This is a genomic window from Olsenella sp. AGMB03486 (assembly GCF_040884255.1).
GTDB lineage: Bacteria > Actinomycetota > Coriobacteriia > Coriobacteriales > Atopobiaceae > Olsenella_L > Olsenella_L kribbiana.
Window position 1 is genome coordinate 1 of the sequence record NZ_JBEVTM010000032.1, and the last position, 16,622, is coordinate 16,622.

Sequence of the window (16,622 nt, forward strand, 5' to 3'; positions counted from 1 at the left end):
GTGCGGCGCATTCAGGCACAGGAATTGAACACCGGATGTCCGGTTCCCGTGCCTGCAGCGTTCAATTCCTGGTGATATTACCGTTCACTTCTGCTTGAGGCTCCTATTTGCTGTCAAGGGTTGATTCAATAGATTTCCATCGCCCATCGGAAGCTATCGATTCAAGCCATCCTCGATACCTCTGCAGGAGGGTTTCGTCGATGAGCACGCATCTCTCGAGCTCGCTTATTCGAGCGCTGGCGACCCCAAGCGCGGACGCGGCCTGCGACTGGGTCACCCCCATGCGCACGCGCGCCGCCCTCGCCGACCTGGCCGCCCCCTCACTGGAAGCCCGGCTCGCGCTCATCGGGTGCATGATGGCCCGATAGACTTCGCGGGCGATGTAGCGGACGAGGACGCGCTCTATCTCGCGTCGGCTCTTGCCTTCCTTGGTGCGCTTTTCGACATAGGCCTTCGTGCGGTCGTCGCGCCTCATGCGCTGGCGGGCGATGGTGTGGAGCGCGCGGTTCGCCTGTCGGTCGCCGCCGCGGTTCAGGCGGTAGCGCTTGACCTTGCCGCTGGACGCTTCGATCGGCGACGCCCCGCAAAGCGACGCGAACGCGGCCTCCCCCGACACCCTCTCCGGGTTGTCGCCCGCGGCTATGGCGAGCCTGGCGGCGCTTATGGCGCCGCAGCCGCTCACGTCGAGCAGCGCCGGCGCGTTCGCCTCCAGGATGGAGCGCATCGCCGCCTCCTGCTCGGCGGCTGCCTCCTTCGCGGCCCTCCATGCGAGCGCGAGCGAACGCAGGGAGTCCCAGAGCGATCGCTCGAGCTCGTCGCGCGCCCTGCGCCTGCGCGACAGCTCCTTCATGAGCGTCGGGGTCCGCATGCCGGCGAGCCGCTCGCGGACGGGCGCGGGAGCGGTCACCACGAGCGCGTGGACCGAGTTCGCGGCTCGGGTCGACTCGCCGACGGCCGTCTCCCGCGCGACCATGCGGAACCTGAGCGCCTCAACCCAGCCGCTCCCGGCCTTCGGGGCCCCGGAGGCCCTGCCAGCGAGCGCGTCGCGCGCCGCCCGCTCCGCGTCGGCGGGGTCGTTCTTGTCCCGCCCCGCCATGCGCTTCTCGCGCCTGGGCCTCACGACCTCGACGACATCGTACCCGAGCTCGGCGAGCCTCCTCGCGACCCCCGCCCCGTACGACCCGGTCCCCTCGATTCCGACGACGGCGCAGTCCCCGGGCTCGCCGATTGCCGATGCGATCTCGTCGTACCCGGCGGCGTCGGCGCTATACGTCCCGGTCCTAAGGACGCGGCCCACTCGGTCAATCACGCAGAGAGGGCGTGCGTGTCCCTGTGCGTGTCCAGGCCGGCCGCGACCGTTCCGTTCTCGTTCATGCGTCTCCCTTCCCTGCCTCAGGTTTCGGGTGGCCTTCGGAACGGGCAGACGCGTCACTGACGAGAGCGCTATACTGCAGATGCTGGCCGGCAGCCGCGCCCATGCTCCTATCAAGTCATGGCCGGCCCTCGGGTCACCGGGATGGCGCGGGGCGACTCAAGCAAAAGACAGCCCTGGGGCGTCAGACTAAACACGAGCCACCGCGCCGTCCCCACAACAGTGAGTATTGTCCTTTGGTCGCGAAGAAGAGAAGGACAAACCCCGTAACGATTATCAGTGACAAAACACATCAGAGATGAAGGCCGTGGCGAGGACGCCCAGGAAGGAGCGGGAGGGAATCCTGAACTGGTGGAAGAGGGCTCCGCAGACTCGTTCCTGGAAGGGCCCAGCTCCGCCGTCCAGTCGGTCCGCAGCGCTGCAAGGGCTTCAGGAGCATCGCCTGCTTCAGGACGATAATCTTCCTCCGGCTGGGCCGCCTGGACTTCACGGCCCAGAAGAAGCTGGCATGCGCTACCCACTAGAAACGTCGAAGAGCCTATCTTTGGCAAGGATAACCCCACAGACAAGGATTTCCAGCTGCTCGATCTCGCGCAGCATGTGAGGAGCGATATGCCGCGCACCTTCGTGTGACAGACGGCAGAGGATGACATGCTGTGCGTGGCTGATACAGCCGCGTTTGTGCAGCAGCTTCTGCTTGCAAAGGTCAGCTGCGAGTTCCATCTCTTCGAGAGGGGAGTGCACGACATGGCACTGGCAGACGAGACAAGTGCATCCAAGCCAGAAGATGTGAATGCCGAGGCGGCGCGCTGGGTCGAGCTTGCGGCAGCGTGGCTTGCGCTTGATGGATCGCCTGAGGCGTACGAGATCTAGTCCTCTGGAATGCTTGTGTCTGCATCCATCGCACGCAGTGGGCTCGATTCGCGATATTCCCTGGGGCTCTGTCCTGTCATCTGCCTGAAGCGGTACGAGAAGTTGCTGTCGCTTGAAAAGCCCGTCTCGCGTGCGATGCGTGAGACGGGCTCTGTCGTCTCTACGAGAAGCTCGCGTGCCTTCGTGATGCGATAGCGCAGCAGATAGTTGTGGGGAGAGGTCCCAAGCTGGCGCTTGAAGATGCGCATGAGGTAGGAGGGGCTCACATTCGCTTCGCGTGCCATGTCCTCTACCGTGAGGTCATCAGCATATCTGAGCTCGACGAGCCTGCGCGCTGCCTCGACAGGCCCTGTCCCCATCTCCTGCACCTCAGACTGCACAGCTGTCTCTGCCATCGTGGCCACGATGTCGTATATCGCCCTGTCCTGGCGAAGCATGGGAGCGGCACCCTCCTTTTCGAGCTCTTGGAGGATGGTGGTGAAATGCCGCTCTGCGAAGGATGCTGCAAGGGGCACGGGAACAAGGCGGGGAAGGCCGAGCACTTCGCCCATGGCAGCGATAGCGGGACCATCCACATGCGCCCACCAGTGATACCAGTGCCCTCGGTCCTGTGCTGTGCCATAGCTCTGCGGGCTCCGGCAGTCCATAAGGAGGGCATGCCCCTTCTCGAGGCGTACATCCTGTCCTCCCTGATGCACGACGCCGGCACCGCTGAAGGTATAGAAGAGCAGATAGCTGTCCTTGCTCGTGCGCGAGGTCGAGAAATTGCCCAAGGCATAGAAGCAGCCTGCTTCCGTGCACCAGAGGGGCTGGCGGCGCTCAAGCTCGCTCGGCGTCGAGCGGATCCATTGGCTCTGGCGTTCCATGTCAAGCGTATAGGTAAGCATGGCTGACCCACCCCTCATCCGGCATGCATACGGCTCTTCCAAAGAGGATAGCTTTTCGAAAAACATGGTCACTTTGCAGCATAGATATACGCAGAATGACCATGTAATATGCCCAATAGACAAGCAGGGAAGAGCAATTCACTATTTCGAGATTGGGCAGGCAATGGGACAGAGGCATCTTGCTATCGACATCGGCGCTTCGAGCGGGCGCCACATCGTGGGCGAAGTCATCGACGGCCGCATGGTCCTCGAGGAGGTCTATCGCTTCGAGAATGGCCTCATCGAGATGGATGGGCACCTCTGCTGGGACATGGACAAGCTTTTCAAGAACGTCGTCGAGGGCCTGCGTGTGGCAGGGGAGCGTGGCCTTGTTCCCGATACCATCGGCATCGATACCTGGGCAGTGGACTATGTCTTGCTCGATGCAGACGACCATCGCATAGGAGATGCGGTCGGCTATCGCGACTCGCGCACGCAGGGCGTGCGCAATCTTTTGGAGAAGCAGCACATCCTCTCCTTCGACGAGCAGTATGCGCGCTGCGGCATCCAGTACCAGCAGTTCAATACCTGCTACCAGCTCTATGCGCAGAAGGCAGAGCATCCAGAGCAGCTTGCATCTGCCCGTACCTTCCTTATGGTTCCTGACTACCTCAACTTCCTGCTCTGCGGCGTCAAAGCCAACGAGTACACCAACGCCAGCACTACAGCGCTCGTGAATGCCAAGACCATGGACTGGGACAATGGGCTCATCGATCGCCTGGGCCTGCCACGCGAGATCTTCCAGCCCATCAGCATGCCCGGCACGGTGCTGGGCACATTCACGCCGGAAATCGCCGAGCGTGTGGGCTACTCAGCCCAGATCGTGCTTCCGGCAACCCATGACACGGGATCTGCCTGGCTCGCCGTTCCTGCCAGGGACGAGAAGGCTGTCTATCTCTCATCTGGCACCTGGTCGCTTCTGGGCTGCGAGCTGCGCTCTGCCATCACCACCCCTGCAAGCGCCCAGGCCAATTTCACGAACGAAGGCGGCTATGAAGGCCGCTTCCGCTACCTCAAGAACATCATGGGCCTCTGGATGATCCAGAACGTCCGCCGCGAGCTTGGCAAGGAGACAGGCGCGCTTCCCAGCTGGGGCGAGCTTGTCAAGGCAGCTGAGGCTGCCCGTACAGAAGGCTTTGCCGCAACTGTCGATGTGGACCAGTCGGCATTCCTGGCACCCCAGTCCATGGTCTCTGAGATCAGGCAGGCGTGCAGGGAGGCAGGGAAGTCCGTGCCTGAGACGGCAGGCGAGATTGCACTTGTGGTGTATGACTCGCTCGCCTCTGACTATGCCCGCTGCGTCCAGGAGCTCAAGGAGCTTACCGGCACGGACTATACCTCCATCAATATCGTGGGCGGCGGCTCGAACAACGCCTACCTCAACCAGGCGACGGCGGATGCCACGGGGCTTCCTGTCTTTGCCGGCCCCACCGAAGGCACTGCTCTTGGCAACCTCATGGTCCAGTTCATCGCGGAAGGCGCGTATCCAGACCTTGAGAGCGCGCGAAGAGCCCTCAAGGACAGCTTCGAAATCACCGAGTACCAGCCCAGATAGGCAGACAGGCACAGAAAGACAGGCGGGGCACAGGAGCCCTGCCGGAAAGAGAGAAAGATCATGGCAATAGAGGATCTCGAGTTCGTCCAGGGCTTCACCCGCATGTGCGACGACGGCTTTAAGCAGGGCTGGCACGAGCGCAATGGCGGAAACCTCACCTACCTCATGAGCGAAGAGGAAGTGGCAGAGGCCAGGCCCTTCTTTGCAGAGCCGCGTGAGTGGGTTTCGATGGGTGTCGAGGACGCCACCTTGGCAGGCCGCTACTTCCTCTCTACCGGCTCCGGCAAGTACATGAGGAATGTCGCAGGCGACCCTGCCCACAACATCGGCATCGTCGAGATCAATGAGAAAGGAAGCGCCTACCGCATCGTCTGGGGCCTCCTCGAGGGTGCAAAGCCCACCTCCGAGTTCCCGAGCCACTACATGAACCACTGCGTCCGCGTCATGGCAGATCCCACGAACCGCGTCATCTACCACGCCCACACCCCTGGCGTCATCGAGATGAGCTTCATCGTGCCTCTCGAGGACCGTTCCTTCACGCGCATCCTGTGGCAGATGATGACGGAATGCGTCGTCGTCTTCCCGGCAGGCGTCGGCGTCGTCCCCTGGATGGTTCCGGGTGGCGCTGCCATCGCTCAGGCGACCTCCGAGATCATGAAGAAGTATCCTGCCGCTGTCTGGGCACACCATGGCCTCTTCGTCTCCGGGCCTGACTTCGATACTGCCTTCGGCCTGGCACACACGATCGAGAAGGCAGCAGAGCTCTACATCGCGGCTCGCGCTGCCAATGGCGGCTCTGACAAGTTCCTGAATGTCATCTCCGACCAGAACCTCAAGGATACCTGCCGCGACTTCAACGTCGAGATCAATTCCGACTTCGTCGACTAGCTGCCGCACAGGAAAGGAGAGAGCCCATGCTCGTCGAAACAAAGGCGCGCGTCGCCGTATTCTCTATTGCCCTTGGGGCCTATCTGCCGCAGTTCCCGCAGCTTGTGCCTGAGTTCAAGGGACAGTACGAAGCATTCAAGAAGACCATCCCCACATCTGTCGAGCTCATCGACGGCGGCATGGTCACCACCAAGGAGGCCGCACAAGCTGCCGGCGACAAGTTCCGCGCAGCAGACGTCGACCTCGTGATCTGCCAGCTTCTCACCTATGCGACGTCCTACAACATGCTTCCGGCCATCCGCGACCTCAATGTGCCGGTCGTGCTTGTGAACCTCCAGAAGAAGGCCCAGCCCGACTATGCAGCCACGGACATCCCGACCTGGCTCGGCGAGCTCTATGCCTGCGGCGCTGTAGGCGAGATGGTGGCAGACCTCAACCGTGCCGGCAAGCGTCACGCCGTCATCACCGGCGTCGTGGAGGGCGGAGACCCTGCTGCCCAGGCGGAGATCGAGGACTGGTGTCGTGCTGCCCAGGTCCGCCGCCGCCTGCGCAACACGAACATCGCACAAATCGGCCGACCCTACCCGGGCATGATGGATCTCTATATCGATGAAACGAACCTCTACAACCGCCTGGGGCTCTACACCAAGCAGTTCGACTGGGAGAAGATGTGGGCCATCGCCGACGATGTGGACGACGAGGCAGCCATCGATGAGAAGGCGAAAGAGATCCTCGATACCTTCGAGGTCCAGGGCGGTGCCAGCATCCACGACAAGCCAATCCGCGAGATGGCACGCTATGTCATCGCCTTCGAGCAGTGGGTGAAGGATGAGGATCTGGGTCTTGTCGCATCCCACTACGACGGCTATGCCCAGGGCAAGGCAGGAGTCCTCGACTCCATGCTTATCCCCGCCTTCTCCATGCTCATCAAGCAGGGGACTGCCTGCGCTGTCGAGGGAGACATGAAGGTCGCCATCGCCATGAGCATCCTGAAGACCATCTCCGGCACGGGCCAGCTCTCCGAGATGTATTCCATCGACTTCCCTGAGGACATCTGCATCATCGGCCACTCTGGCTCCGGTGACGCCGATATCAGCCAGGCGCACAAGCCTACCATGAAGGTCGTGCCGGTGTTCCACGGCAAGACAGGCGGCGGCTATCTCACGCAGTTCTATCCGCCTCTGGGCACCATCACCTACCTTGCCATCACCCAGGACATGGATGGGCACTTCAAGTTCGTGGTCGCCGAGGGAGAGAACGTCGAGGGCCCCATCTTCACCTTCGGCGATACCAACATGCGCATGCGCTTCTCCATCGGTGCCCGAGAGTTCGCCAACCGCTGGGCAGAGGCTGGCCCCACGCATCACATGGCTGCCTGTGTCGGCAGCTATACCGACACGATTCTCAAGGTCGCCAAGATCCTGGACGTGCCTGTCGAGGTCATCTGCCGCTAGGAAGAGAATCTATCAAGCTTTCCCATACGCAGCCTGCTCTGTCTGAGGGTGGGCTGCGTATCTGTGAAAGGGCACAGCGCTGTGAGAGTCCTGTTCGGACTCCTGCTACCTTTCCGGACGCAGCCATCGCAGCCGTCTTTCCAAGATAGGGGAGGATGCTTTCGGCTGCGCAGGGATATGCCGTGATAGATTGGATGCATCTTCGCTTGGGCAAACGCTGGCTGCGGCTAGCAGCCGGTTTCTGATGGGAGCTGCCTTGAACATGTTTCTTGCCTTCATGGTCCTTGCAGGCAGCGCGCTGTCGTTTTTCCTCATCTATCTGCAGACGATCCCGCTTGCCCTGTCTGCGGTGGCAGCTGCAGCTCTGCTTGCACAGACCCTCATGCAGAGGCCGCCGCTCTGGATGACTGCTGCAGCTGCATCACTCGTATGGGTCGGAGCTCTTGCTGTCTACGTGGCGTCCTCAGGTCAGGTGGAGCGCTCGGCGCTCGTGGTCCTTGTGGCCGCTTCGGTGGTGCTGACATGCCTGACACTGGCTGGCAGCTGGGGCAGCCTCGGTCTTGTCTCCCGGACTCTTCTTGTCATGCTTCTGGTGATCCTTACAGGAGCCTCTGCCTTCGGTGCTGCGGTCTGGATCGATCCCAACGTGCTGACGTCGAGGTGGGCGGCAGCCAATCTCACAGACGCGCGCGAAACCGCTGAAGTCCGTGCGGATGGCACGACGCAAATAACAGATGTCGACTACGGAAGCAGGTATCCCAACGGCTATCTGGACGTCTATCTCGCGAAGAATGCCGGATCAGATGCGCCGACGCTGGTCTATGTCCATGGTGGTGGATACGTGTTCGGCGACAAGCTCTTCGGCGATCCGACGGGAAATGCGAATGGCGGGTTCTATGTCTACCTCGAGCGCTATCTCGAGGTAGGCTACAACATCGTGAGCATCAATTACGCACATCCGCCTGTGTATACCTACCCGGTGCCCGTCATGCAGCTTGCCGAAGCGATGAAGTTCATGGTGGAAGAGGGTGCCTCAAGATGGGGCATCGATATGCACAACGTGAGCTTTGCATGCGGAAGCGCCGGAGGCAATATCACCGGCATGTTCGTTCTGGCACAGGTCGACAGCGATTACGCTGGCAGGACCGGCATCCCGCAGGTGCTCGCACCTGACGATATCCGCTCGGTCGCATTCAACTGCGCGGTTCTGGACAATGCGCGCATGGGCAGGACCGAGGACCGGAATCCTGTGATGGACTATGGCGGGGACGCATGCGCGAGGTCCTATCTGGGCGTTGCGTGGCTGGATGAGACCGATGCAGCGCTTGCCGACAGCAATGTGATATCGAACGTGACATCTGCCATGCCACCCTGCTTCATAGATGACGGAACCAGATACACCTACGGAGACCAGGCCAAGGAGCTGGCAGCACGTCTGGAAGAGCCGGGTGTCGAGCATGAGCTCCACATCTTCGAAGGCGAGCCGCACAGCTTTGACACCACGGATTCTGCGGCGGCACGTGAAAGCCTGGACCTGCAGATTGCGTTCATGGACCGCTTCACGAGGTAGGGGAGTCCTTGAAGCCATGGCCGCTGGCGGTTCGAGATGCTGATGCGTGCCGGTCCGTTCTTGCCATGGTTCTCTGCTTCCTCTATTCCTTTGCATTGACAGGCGGGATGGACGGGAGGAGCGTGCAGGATGAAGCTGACAGATGAAGAGCTTGACTCGATTCTTTCCAAAGCTGGCCTTGAGCTGGCGCAGCCCTACGATCCGGACGGGAAGTACCGCAAGGATGAGTACCTCTTCACGCGCTGCAAGAGATGCGGTACAGAAGCGCACTACCGGCTGAAATATATCCTCGACAAGAATGCAGTCGGAGAGAAGGTCTGCCGTGCCTGCTTCTGGTCTGGCTGGTACGACGAAGCGAGAGCGACCCAGCATGCTGCCATCAAGCATATGCTCGACCAGGGTGCCGATCTCGACGACCTGATCGATCAAGGTGTGGTGAGCGCACGCTATGCCATGAGCTACGCTGATGCAAAGAAGCTGGCAGAGGACAATGGCTTTGACCTCATCGACCTTCTTGAAGGCGACCATCCAGGAGACGATCTCCTGGTCGTCAGGTGCAGGGTCTGCGGCAGGCAGACGGTCGAGAGGCCTCAAGATGTCAGGTTCGGCTGCACCTGTGACGGTGCCGGAAAAGGCGTCGCTTTCGGCAGGGAAGCCATAAAGGTCGAGCGGAAGGCTGCTCCTGCAGCTCCGGGACAGTATCAGGATGGCTCAGCGAAGCTTCTGAAGGATTCTGGCGCAGAATGCGTGAAGTGGTGGGATGCAGAAGCGAATGGAGGAGCCATTCCGGACGATCTTACCTGCCTTTCCCGCCATGTGTATCAATGGAAATGTCCTACGTGCGGCTTCCAATTCAAGCGCCCAGTATACGCTGTCTACCCTCAGCCGCGCTGCCCATACTGCGCCTCACGGATCACCAATGAATTCAATGCTCTGTGGGAAGGTCTCAGCCATATGACTGCCCAGGATGTGCCGAGACTTATGGACGCCTGGAACGATGAGAGAGATCCTTCATCGATTCCGTTGACCAGCAATCTCCTTGTGCACCTCAAGTGCTCAAAAGGTCACCATCCGGTGCAGACGCTCTATAGCTTCCTTGTGGATGGATGTGCCGTCTGCAGAGGCCTCGAAACAAAGAAGCTCACGGACCAGAACTGTCTGGCAGCGACAGACCCGGAGCTTGCTGCCGAATGGGTGCGTCCGAAAGATGGCGGTCCTTGGACGCCCCAGAATGTGAAGGATGGCAGCAGGAGAGTCATTGTCTGGCGCTGCATGGCATGCGGGCATGAGTGGGAGATGACGGTCCATGACAGGCAGCTGAGGATGAACAACCGCTGTCCTGCCTGCGGCAAGGTCATGGGCTCTCTTGCCTGGAAGTATCCGCAGCTTGCGGCAGAGTGGAGCCCGGACAACCCCATAAGCCCCTGGAATATCAAGCCCTTCAGCACGCTGCACTTCATACCGGAGTGGATATGCTCCAAGAATCAGGAGCACAAGTGGAGGATGACAACAGCGACAAGAATCAACAAAGGGAGGGACTGTCCCTACTGCGAGGCAGAACAGGACAAGCAGGAGTCCTGAGCAACAGGCATCTCATGAGCAACTAGGTGCATGCGTTCGCCGAAGCCCCTGCGCGCCTTGCCATTTCTCTGCAAGGCGTGCAGGGGCTGCTTCACATCAGACCTGTCTTCTACGTTGAGAGCGATTGCCTCGCGGAATTGCTCGGGAGGCACCTCTTTTGTTCTTTGTGATGCATCGGCAGAAGATGCTGGCTCACGACGTTAGTTCCTTGCTGTTTGCTGTCTTGGCTCATGGGGCACAGCATCTGACAAGAAACTTTCAACAACCTACCTATGTTTTGCGGCCCGGAACGTGTTCGAGGCGTATGGTAACCTTTGGATGTATTCAATTCATCTTTATATTCGGAGGTGAAGGCCTGCATGAGCCATTCTGCATTTTCGGTCCGCTCCATGAAGGACATTGGCTTTCTCCTCAATGGATATAAGAATTTCTTCTCTGCGAAGCATGAGCATAGAGAGCGTGCTGCATATGGTGCAGATGCCTTCATGCACGTTACTGCCGCTTCTATATCTAAGAGCCCTCTCGGAGGTGTCATTGTTGTCCAGTAGCTACTTGCTTTCTATGAGCGGATCTTCTGCCCGTGTTCAGGAGAGCCTTCTTGCCGCGAGGCTCTATCTTGACATGCATGACTGGAATGACGTTCGGAAGAAAATCATCGATGACAACCTGTTTCAACTCAATGCCGTGAGCTCCCGAAAGCGCATATCACAGGAGATTGTGAAGCGTCTCCGGCATCTCTCCGACAGTGAGGCTGAATTCTTTGCCTCTGCTATCGGCGATGACCGCTATGCAATGCTCTGGATTGCCATTTGTCGCACATACCAGTTTGTGCAAGACCTCTCTGAGCAAGTGATTGCCTCACGCTACGAGCATTCCATGTCGGATTTCCCCCAGGAAGCTTATGACGTGTTCTTCGAGGAGCAGGCCGATATTCATCCGGAGCTTGCACGTATGACAGACCTGGGGCGTAAGAAGATGAGGAACACGGTTCTCCGCTTGCTGGTGGATTGTCATCTGGTGGATACCGACCGCAAGATCACGCCTCTGCGCCCGACATCCGCCTTCAGAGAGGCTCTTGGTTCTGAGCATGCTGAAGAGCTCGCTGTCTTTCCGGGAAAGGTCTTCTGATGGGTGTTGCCTTCGAGCATATCAACGATGCGCGCAAGTTTATCGTGGACAAGCTGTCCGATGATGCTCTGCTCGGACGCAATGGCTACATGATGCGTGAGGGCACCTACATCATCGATTACGATCCTACGCAGCAGGCCTATGCGGCGGATCTTATTCATGCCATCTGCCGTGAAGATCTTCCAGATAGGGGTGTCACTCCGCTTGAGATCAATCTCTACGATCTGGTGCTGGAGCATCTCGACGAGGAAGATCTTTGGGAGCCGCTGACAGAGTCCGAGGCAGAAGCTGACCGCGGGGACATCATCGCTACGCTTGAAGATGTCGTCGGTGCAGCAGACTATCTAGCTCCCAAAGCCATGGAAATCATTGCAGCACATCCAGAGGCAGACATCGTGTTCATCACTGGCGTAGGGGAGACCTTCCCCTATGTGCGTACTCATGCTCTCTTGAGCTGTCTGACGCCGAAGGTGCCGATTGTGCTTGTATTTCCTGGGCGCTATGAGCAGCATTCAGACGGCTCCACTTCATTGAACATTCTCGGGCTCGATCAGGGTTCTACTGGTGGCTATTACCGTGCAACCCGCGTATTTGACCTGTAAGGAAGGCATGCCATGCTTCTAAAGGATACTTTCGAAAAAGAGATAGACCGCCCTATCGACCCTGTCGTGAAGGCAAGCCAGACTGATGACGCCCACTTGGCAAACGAGCTCGACGAGTTCGTCGTGACCAATGAGGTAAAACAGCATTTGCTCGACTTCCTGGATGCCTATAACGATCCGGATTCTGTTGGCAATGGTGCATGGATCTCTGGCTTCTTTGGCTCAGGCAAATCGCATTTGCTCAAGATACTGGCTGTCGCTTTGGAGAACCGCGATGTCGAGGATAAGGATGGCACAGTCAAGCCTGCGCTGAATTATCTCATTCCCAAAGTATCCGATATGCCAGCCCTCAAGTCTGCGATGGAAGTCGTCCCAAAGCGCCATCCGTCAGAAAGCATCCTCTTCAATATCGATGCAGTCGCGCCCAACGGCAAGAACTCTGAGACAGGAGCACTTCTCTCTGCTTTCATCAAGGTATTCAACCATCACTGCGGCTACTATGACGGCTCTTTTGAGCATATAGCGCAGCTGGAATACGATCTTGACGTTGCTGGCAAGCTCGATGCCTTCCGTAAAGCAGTAGAAGCAAGGGTGGAAGGTAAGACATGGAACGACATTCGCAAGTCGGCTTTGATCTACCGCAAGCAGATTTCTGCCGCTTTCGACGAGGCGATGGGAAATCCGGAAGGCTATACCACTGATGTGGTTGAAGATTATAAGCAGAGCTACAAGCCTGATATCCATTCATTCGCAGAGCGCGTGGAAGAATACATCGAGTCCAAGCACCAGAAGGGCTTCCGCGTCAATTTCTTCGTGGATGAGGTGGGCCAGTTCATAGCCCAGAACACGAACATGATGGTGAACCTGCAGACGATAGCCGAGGAGCTATACCGCGTCTGCGGTGGCAACTCCTGGATAATCGTGACTTCGCAGGAGAACATGGAAGATATCGTTGGCCAGATGAAGAGCACCTCGGCGAATGACTTCACAAAGATTCAGGCACGCTTCCTCGTGAAGATGCCGCTTACCTCCTCCGATGCGAAGGAGGTCATCCGCGATCGTCTTCTTGCCAAGAAGGAAGAGGACAAAGTCGAGTTCGAGGCGCTCTACGAGAAATACCATAATGATTTCGGCATGCTCTTCGACTTTGCCGATGGCGCAAAGAACTATAAGTATTACCAGAATGTCGATGAATTCTGCAGCATCTATCCTTTCGTGCCCTACCAGTTTGAGATTTTCATGAACGCCATACGCGGCCTTTCGAATCAGAACTGCTTCACGGGCAAGTACAACTCGACCGGTGCACGCTCGATGCTCGGCGTATTCCAGGATGTAGCAGAGCGTATCTGCGAGGAGGGTGCCAACACGGAAGACGGCACTCTTGTCCCCTTCGATTACATGTTCGAGGGCCTGCGCAACAGTCTTCGTGGAGAAGTCTATGCAGACATCTCCACGGCGGAAAGCCAGCTGGACGACAAGATTGCCGTTCGTCTTCTGAAGGCGCTGCTGCTGGTGAAGTTCGTTGATGATTTCCGTGCAACTCCTGCAAACCTTCGTGTCCTTCTCTTCGGTGCTCTAAATCAGAATACTTCTGTGCTCAATGACAAGATTCAGTCGGCGCTCGATGAATTGGAACGCCAGGTGTATGTACGGCGCAATGGCAACGCCTATGAGTATCTGACAAATGATGAGAAGGAAGTGGAGCAGGAGATCAACAATCTCATGCTCCCCGACAAGGATATCCAGGACAAAATTGCCGATATATTCCGTGATGTCTGTGGCGCCAGCAAGATTACCTACAAGAGCGCCAATGGCGCTTTTGAGCACTCATACAACTACAACCTGAAGATTGATGAGACATCACGGGGACAGCAGAGATATGACCTAACGCTCGATCTGGTGACCGATTATGAACCCGATGGACTTCTGACAGAGGTGCCCACGCCTCCCAAGACGCTGACGGTCACGCTCCGCAATGCACGGGACTTCCTCCACGACGTGGGCATCTTCGTGAAGACAGATCGATATGCGCGTGTGAACAGCGGAGTCTCTGATGCGAAACGTGGCATCATCGAAGCGAAGCAGCGCGCCAATTCGAAGCTCTATGATAGGCTGAGAGATCAGCTGCGGGAGCTCCTGACACATGCTTCATACAATGCAGGTGGCGTCGACATATCTGCCCAGATAATTGGGTCCGGAAAGGACGCGGTGAACTCTGCGCTCTTGGAGCTTGTCCGTCGTTCCTATACAGGGCTGCAGCAGATTACAAGGAGCTATACCGACAAGGATGTCTATTCGCAGTGTGTGAACGGACAGCTATCCATGGGCAGTGCTCTGGAGGACTACTGCCAGAGCGTTCTGTCGCGTATCCGCATGACGCCTGGCACAGTGACCATTGCTGGAGATGGCATGGGCAGCCTCATCGCATGGTTCTCCAAGAATGACTTTGGCTGGCCTGAGATTGCGGTGCGTTCTGCTATAGCAAAGCTCTACACAGCAAACAAGATCGAGGTCCGCAAGGCGGGACAGCCTCTGGAGAAGACGCGTCTTGCCGAGGCGCTCAAGCGCAAGCAGGATCTGGACAAGCTGACTGTTTCCATCATCGAAGAGGTCTCTCCTCAGCAGCTGAGCATTCTCAATCAGGCATTCCGCACATATGCGGGGACCAATCCCAAAGAGCTTGTTGCCAAATCCATAGCAGCAGAGCTGGCGAGCTATGCGCAAGGTGTTGCTGAAGATGCGGAAAAGGTAGAGTTCAGTGTCCGGAAATATCCCTTTGCCGAGCGTTTCGAGGACGATCTCAAGAAGGTGAAGGAATGTGCCGCAAAGGCCGAGGACAGGAAGTGGGTTGTCAACGATTTTCCGAAGAGTGTTGACGAGCTTGCTGCAGCCAAAGACGACCTTACGAAGATGACGGCGTTCTGCAAAGGATCGTCGATGCAGAAGCACTGGGAAGAGCTCAGGTCTTTCCTAGAGAACGAGGTTCCTCGCCTTCGGGAGCTCGGCATCGATGAAGAAGATCTCGAGAAGGTGCAGGGAGTTGTCGCAGATTCTGAGTGCTATCGGAGCAGCAATATTCCTGCTGCCTATAAAACCATGCGAGCAATCAGGGCTCGTGCACAGGAAGCAGTAGATGAGCTGCGTGAACAGGCGCTTGCTGATCTTGGAACCCTCAAAGCTTCTTATACGAACAGCTATGACCTTGAATCGCTTTCGCAGGAGTCACGTGAGCAGTTCGAAAGCATCTTCCAGACTGCTGCAGAGCAGCTCAAGGGTGAGACCGCTCCCTATGTCATCAGGAACTTTGTCAATTCATTCAATGACAGGCAGGCAGGGCGCCTGATTGGGATATTGAATCCTCCCAAGCCGGTGCCTGCGGTCGAAAACCCACCGGTCGGTCCGGAGCCTGATGTACCACCTGTCAATCCTGCTCCTCCCGTATCGCCCCAGCCGCGTACAGTGTCTGTGCGGGAGCTAAAGACAGCTGGATTCGGAAGGCCGCTCATCGAGAATGCAGAGGATGCAGATGCCTATCTTGCAGCTCTCAAGTCTGCCATCTTGAAGGCGCTTGCCGAGGGCGAAAAGATAACTGTGACGTTGTAGGGACGCTATGGACGAAAGAATTGATATAGAGGACATCGTACGCCGTCTGCAGGAAGCACTGCAGGGAAAGTCCCGCCTCGTCTTCTGGGAAGACGAGAGCGCAGATTACGCCGATGCGATTGGAGAGATTCCGCTCGAAGACGCCACCATTTTGGATGTCACGCATCATGAGCTTGCTAGCAAACGTCGCGTGCTGAGACAGCAGCCCCATGACAAGTTTGTACTCTACCGCTCAGGTGGAGCCCCAATCCCTGATAGTGACCTCATCCTCGACCTCAAGCTCATGGCACGACCCTTTGTATGCTCGATGGAAGGTATGTGGGCAGAGGAGTGCGGCATTCCAGTGGAGCTGACCTCGGTAGTTACCGACCACGCTGCATTCTTCAAGAGCAAGGAGCGCAGGCTTGCACTTGCAAAGTCCGAACTGCCGAAAGATACCGCGGAGAGGCTGCGCTTTGCTATGTGTGCAGCTACGCTCAGGGCGCCGGAACCTGTTGCCCGCGACGCAGCGCGCTCGATGGCAGCAAGAGCCATCATCGAATGGTCCAGACAGGATGAGACGGCCATGAGGACCATTGCTGCTGCAGGGCTCGCTCCTACTTTCTGGGGCGCCATGCGGGAGTATCTGGGCTATAGCGTGACAGATGAAGGCAAGCAGTCTGTGGGAGATATGGCCTTCCGCATGCTGGAAGGCATGTGCGGGGATTCAGTAGACGATGCAGACAAAGCAGACCCTGCCGAGTCGGCGCGTGTGATGGGAGATCTGGCGCGTAGCGGCCAGACCAGGGCAGTGTTTGACTATGTCGTAAACGAGTACTCAGATGCTGTCGCTGACGCCATCCCTGAAGCTGCAAGGACGCCAGAGCTTCTGGCCGATGTGGATGCCATTCCCGATATCGATGAATGGATTCTCTCATACTTCCTCAAGGCGGAACTTGAAAGCGGGCTTGACCTGCCGCTTCTGGAAGACGTATGGGCAAAGCGCAAATACCTGCTGTTTGCCGAGAGATACCAATACCACTATGAGACGCTCATAGCACTTGCTCGCTTCTCTCGGGCATATAACGAAT

The 16,622-nt window shown here is 57.8% G+C and carries 12 protein-coding genes; 10 read left to right on the top strand and 2 right to left on the bottom strand.

Annotated elements, in window-relative coordinates; all coding sequences use genetic code 11:
- Positions 1-103: 103 nt before the first annotated feature.
- Entirely contained in the window at positions 104-1,432 is a 1,329-nt protein-coding gene (locus tag ABVS03_RS10905) for a transposase (protein WP_368019130.1), read from the bottom strand.
- 600 nt (positions 1,433-2,032) lie between these two features.
- Here ABVS03_RS10905 and ABVS03_RS10910 point away from each other — a divergent pair.
- A complete protein-coding gene (locus ABVS03_RS10910; protein WP_368019131.1) occupies positions 2,033-2,245 on the top strand; it encodes a hypothetical protein in 213 nt (70 codons plus the stop codon).
- Here the strand turns inward: ABVS03_RS10910 and ABVS03_RS10915 are convergent.
- A complete protein-coding gene (locus ABVS03_RS10915; RefSeq protein WP_368019132.1) occupies positions 2,242-3,132 on the bottom strand; it encodes a helix-turn-helix domain-containing protein in 891 nt (296 codons plus the stop codon). The genes ABVS03_RS10910 and ABVS03_RS10915 overlap by 4 nt on opposite strands.
- Positions 3,133-3,295: 163 nt before the next feature.
- Between ABVS03_RS10915 and rhaB the strand changes: the two genes are divergently transcribed.
- The 9 genes from rhaB to ABVS03_RS10960 all read left to right on the top strand — a co-directional run.
- Positions 3,296-4,726: a rhamnulokinase gene (gene rhaB, locus ABVS03_RS10920; protein WP_368019133.1), complete on the top strand. Its 1,431-nt coding sequence runs from the start codon at positions 3,296-3,298 to the stop codon at positions 4,724-4,726.
- Between the two features lie 60 nt (positions 4,727-4,786).
- The gene (rhaD, locus tag ABVS03_RS10925; protein ID WP_368019134.1) at positions 4,787-5,614 is read left to right on the top strand and encodes a rhamnulose-1-phosphate aldolase; all 828 of its coding nucleotides are present in this window, start codon (positions 4,787-4,789) and stop codon (positions 5,612-5,614) included.
- 26 nt (positions 5,615-5,640) lie between these two features.
- Positions 5,641-7,068 (top strand): arabinose isomerase, encoded by a 1,428-nt coding sequence (locus ABVS03_RS10930; RefSeq protein WP_368019135.1) that lies wholly within the window; start codon positions 5,641-5,643, stop codon positions 7,066-7,068.
- 262 nt (positions 7,069-7,330) lie between these two features.
- Complete coding sequence (locus ABVS03_RS10935; protein ID WP_368019141.1) at positions 7,331-8,638, top strand: alpha/beta hydrolase; 1,308 nt, start codon at positions 7,331-7,333, stop codon at positions 8,636-8,638.
- Positions 8,639-8,767: 129 nt separating this feature from the next.
- Complete coding sequence (locus ABVS03_RS10940; RefSeq protein ID WP_368019136.1) at positions 8,768-10,219, top strand: zinc-ribbon domain-containing protein; 1,452 nt, start codon at positions 8,768-8,770, stop codon at positions 10,217-10,219.
- A 537-nt stretch (positions 10,220-10,756) separates the two neighbouring features.
- Positions 10,757-11,347, top strand: a complete 591-nt coding sequence (locus ABVS03_RS10945; protein WP_368019137.1) for a DUF1819 family protein — start codon at positions 10,757-10,759, stop codon at positions 11,345-11,347.
- The gene (locus ABVS03_RS10950) at positions 11,347-11,949 is read left to right on the top strand and encodes a DUF1788 domain-containing protein (RefSeq protein ID WP_368019138.1); all 603 of its coding nucleotides are present in this window, start codon (positions 11,347-11,349) and stop codon (positions 11,947-11,949) included. Before ABVS03_RS10945 ends, ABVS03_RS10950 begins: the two co-directional genes overlap by 1 nt.
- Positions 11,950-11,961: 12 nt before the next feature.
- Positions 11,962-15,552 carry a BREX system P-loop protein BrxC gene (gene brxC / locus ABVS03_RS10955; RefSeq protein WP_368019139.1) on the top strand — a complete coding sequence of 1,197 codons (3,591 nt, stop codon included), beginning with the start codon at positions 11,962-11,964 and terminating at the stop codon, positions 15,550-15,552.
- A 7-nt stretch (positions 15,553-15,559) separates the two neighbouring features.
- On the top strand, positions 15,560-16,622 hold a 1,063-nt coding region (locus tag ABVS03_RS10960; protein WP_368019140.1), incomplete at its 3' end, for a hypothetical protein.

Coding starts and splice junctions, on each gene's coding strand:
- ABVS03_RS10915 (WP_368019132.1), bottom strand. CDS start 3,132: ATGCTTACCTATACGCTTGACATGGAACGCCAGAGCCAATGGATCCGC.
- rhaB (WP_368019133.1), top strand. CDS start 3,296: ATGGGACAGAGGCATCTTGCTATCGACATCGGCGCTTCGAGCGGGCGC.
- rhaD (WP_368019134.1), top strand. CDS start 4,787: ATGGCAATAGAGGATCTCGAGTTCGTCCAGGGCTTCACCCGCATGTGC.
- ABVS03_RS10930 (WP_368019135.1), top strand. CDS start 5,641: ATGCTCGTCGAAACAAAGGCGCGCGTCGCCGTATTCTCTATTGCCCTT.
- ABVS03_RS10935 (WP_368019141.1), top strand. CDS start 7,331: ATGTTTCTTGCCTTCATGGTCCTTGCAGGCAGCGCGCTGTCGTTTTTC.
- ABVS03_RS10940 (WP_368019136.1), top strand. CDS start 8,768: ATGAAGCTGACAGATGAAGAGCTTGACTCGATTCTTTCCAAAGCTGGC.
- ABVS03_RS10950 (WP_368019138.1), top strand. CDS start 11,347: ATGGGTGTTGCCTTCGAGCATATCAACGATGCGCGCAAGTTTATCGTG.
- brxC (WP_368019139.1), top strand. CDS start 11,962: ATGCTTCTAAAGGATACTTTCGAAAAAGAGATAGACCGCCCTATCGAC.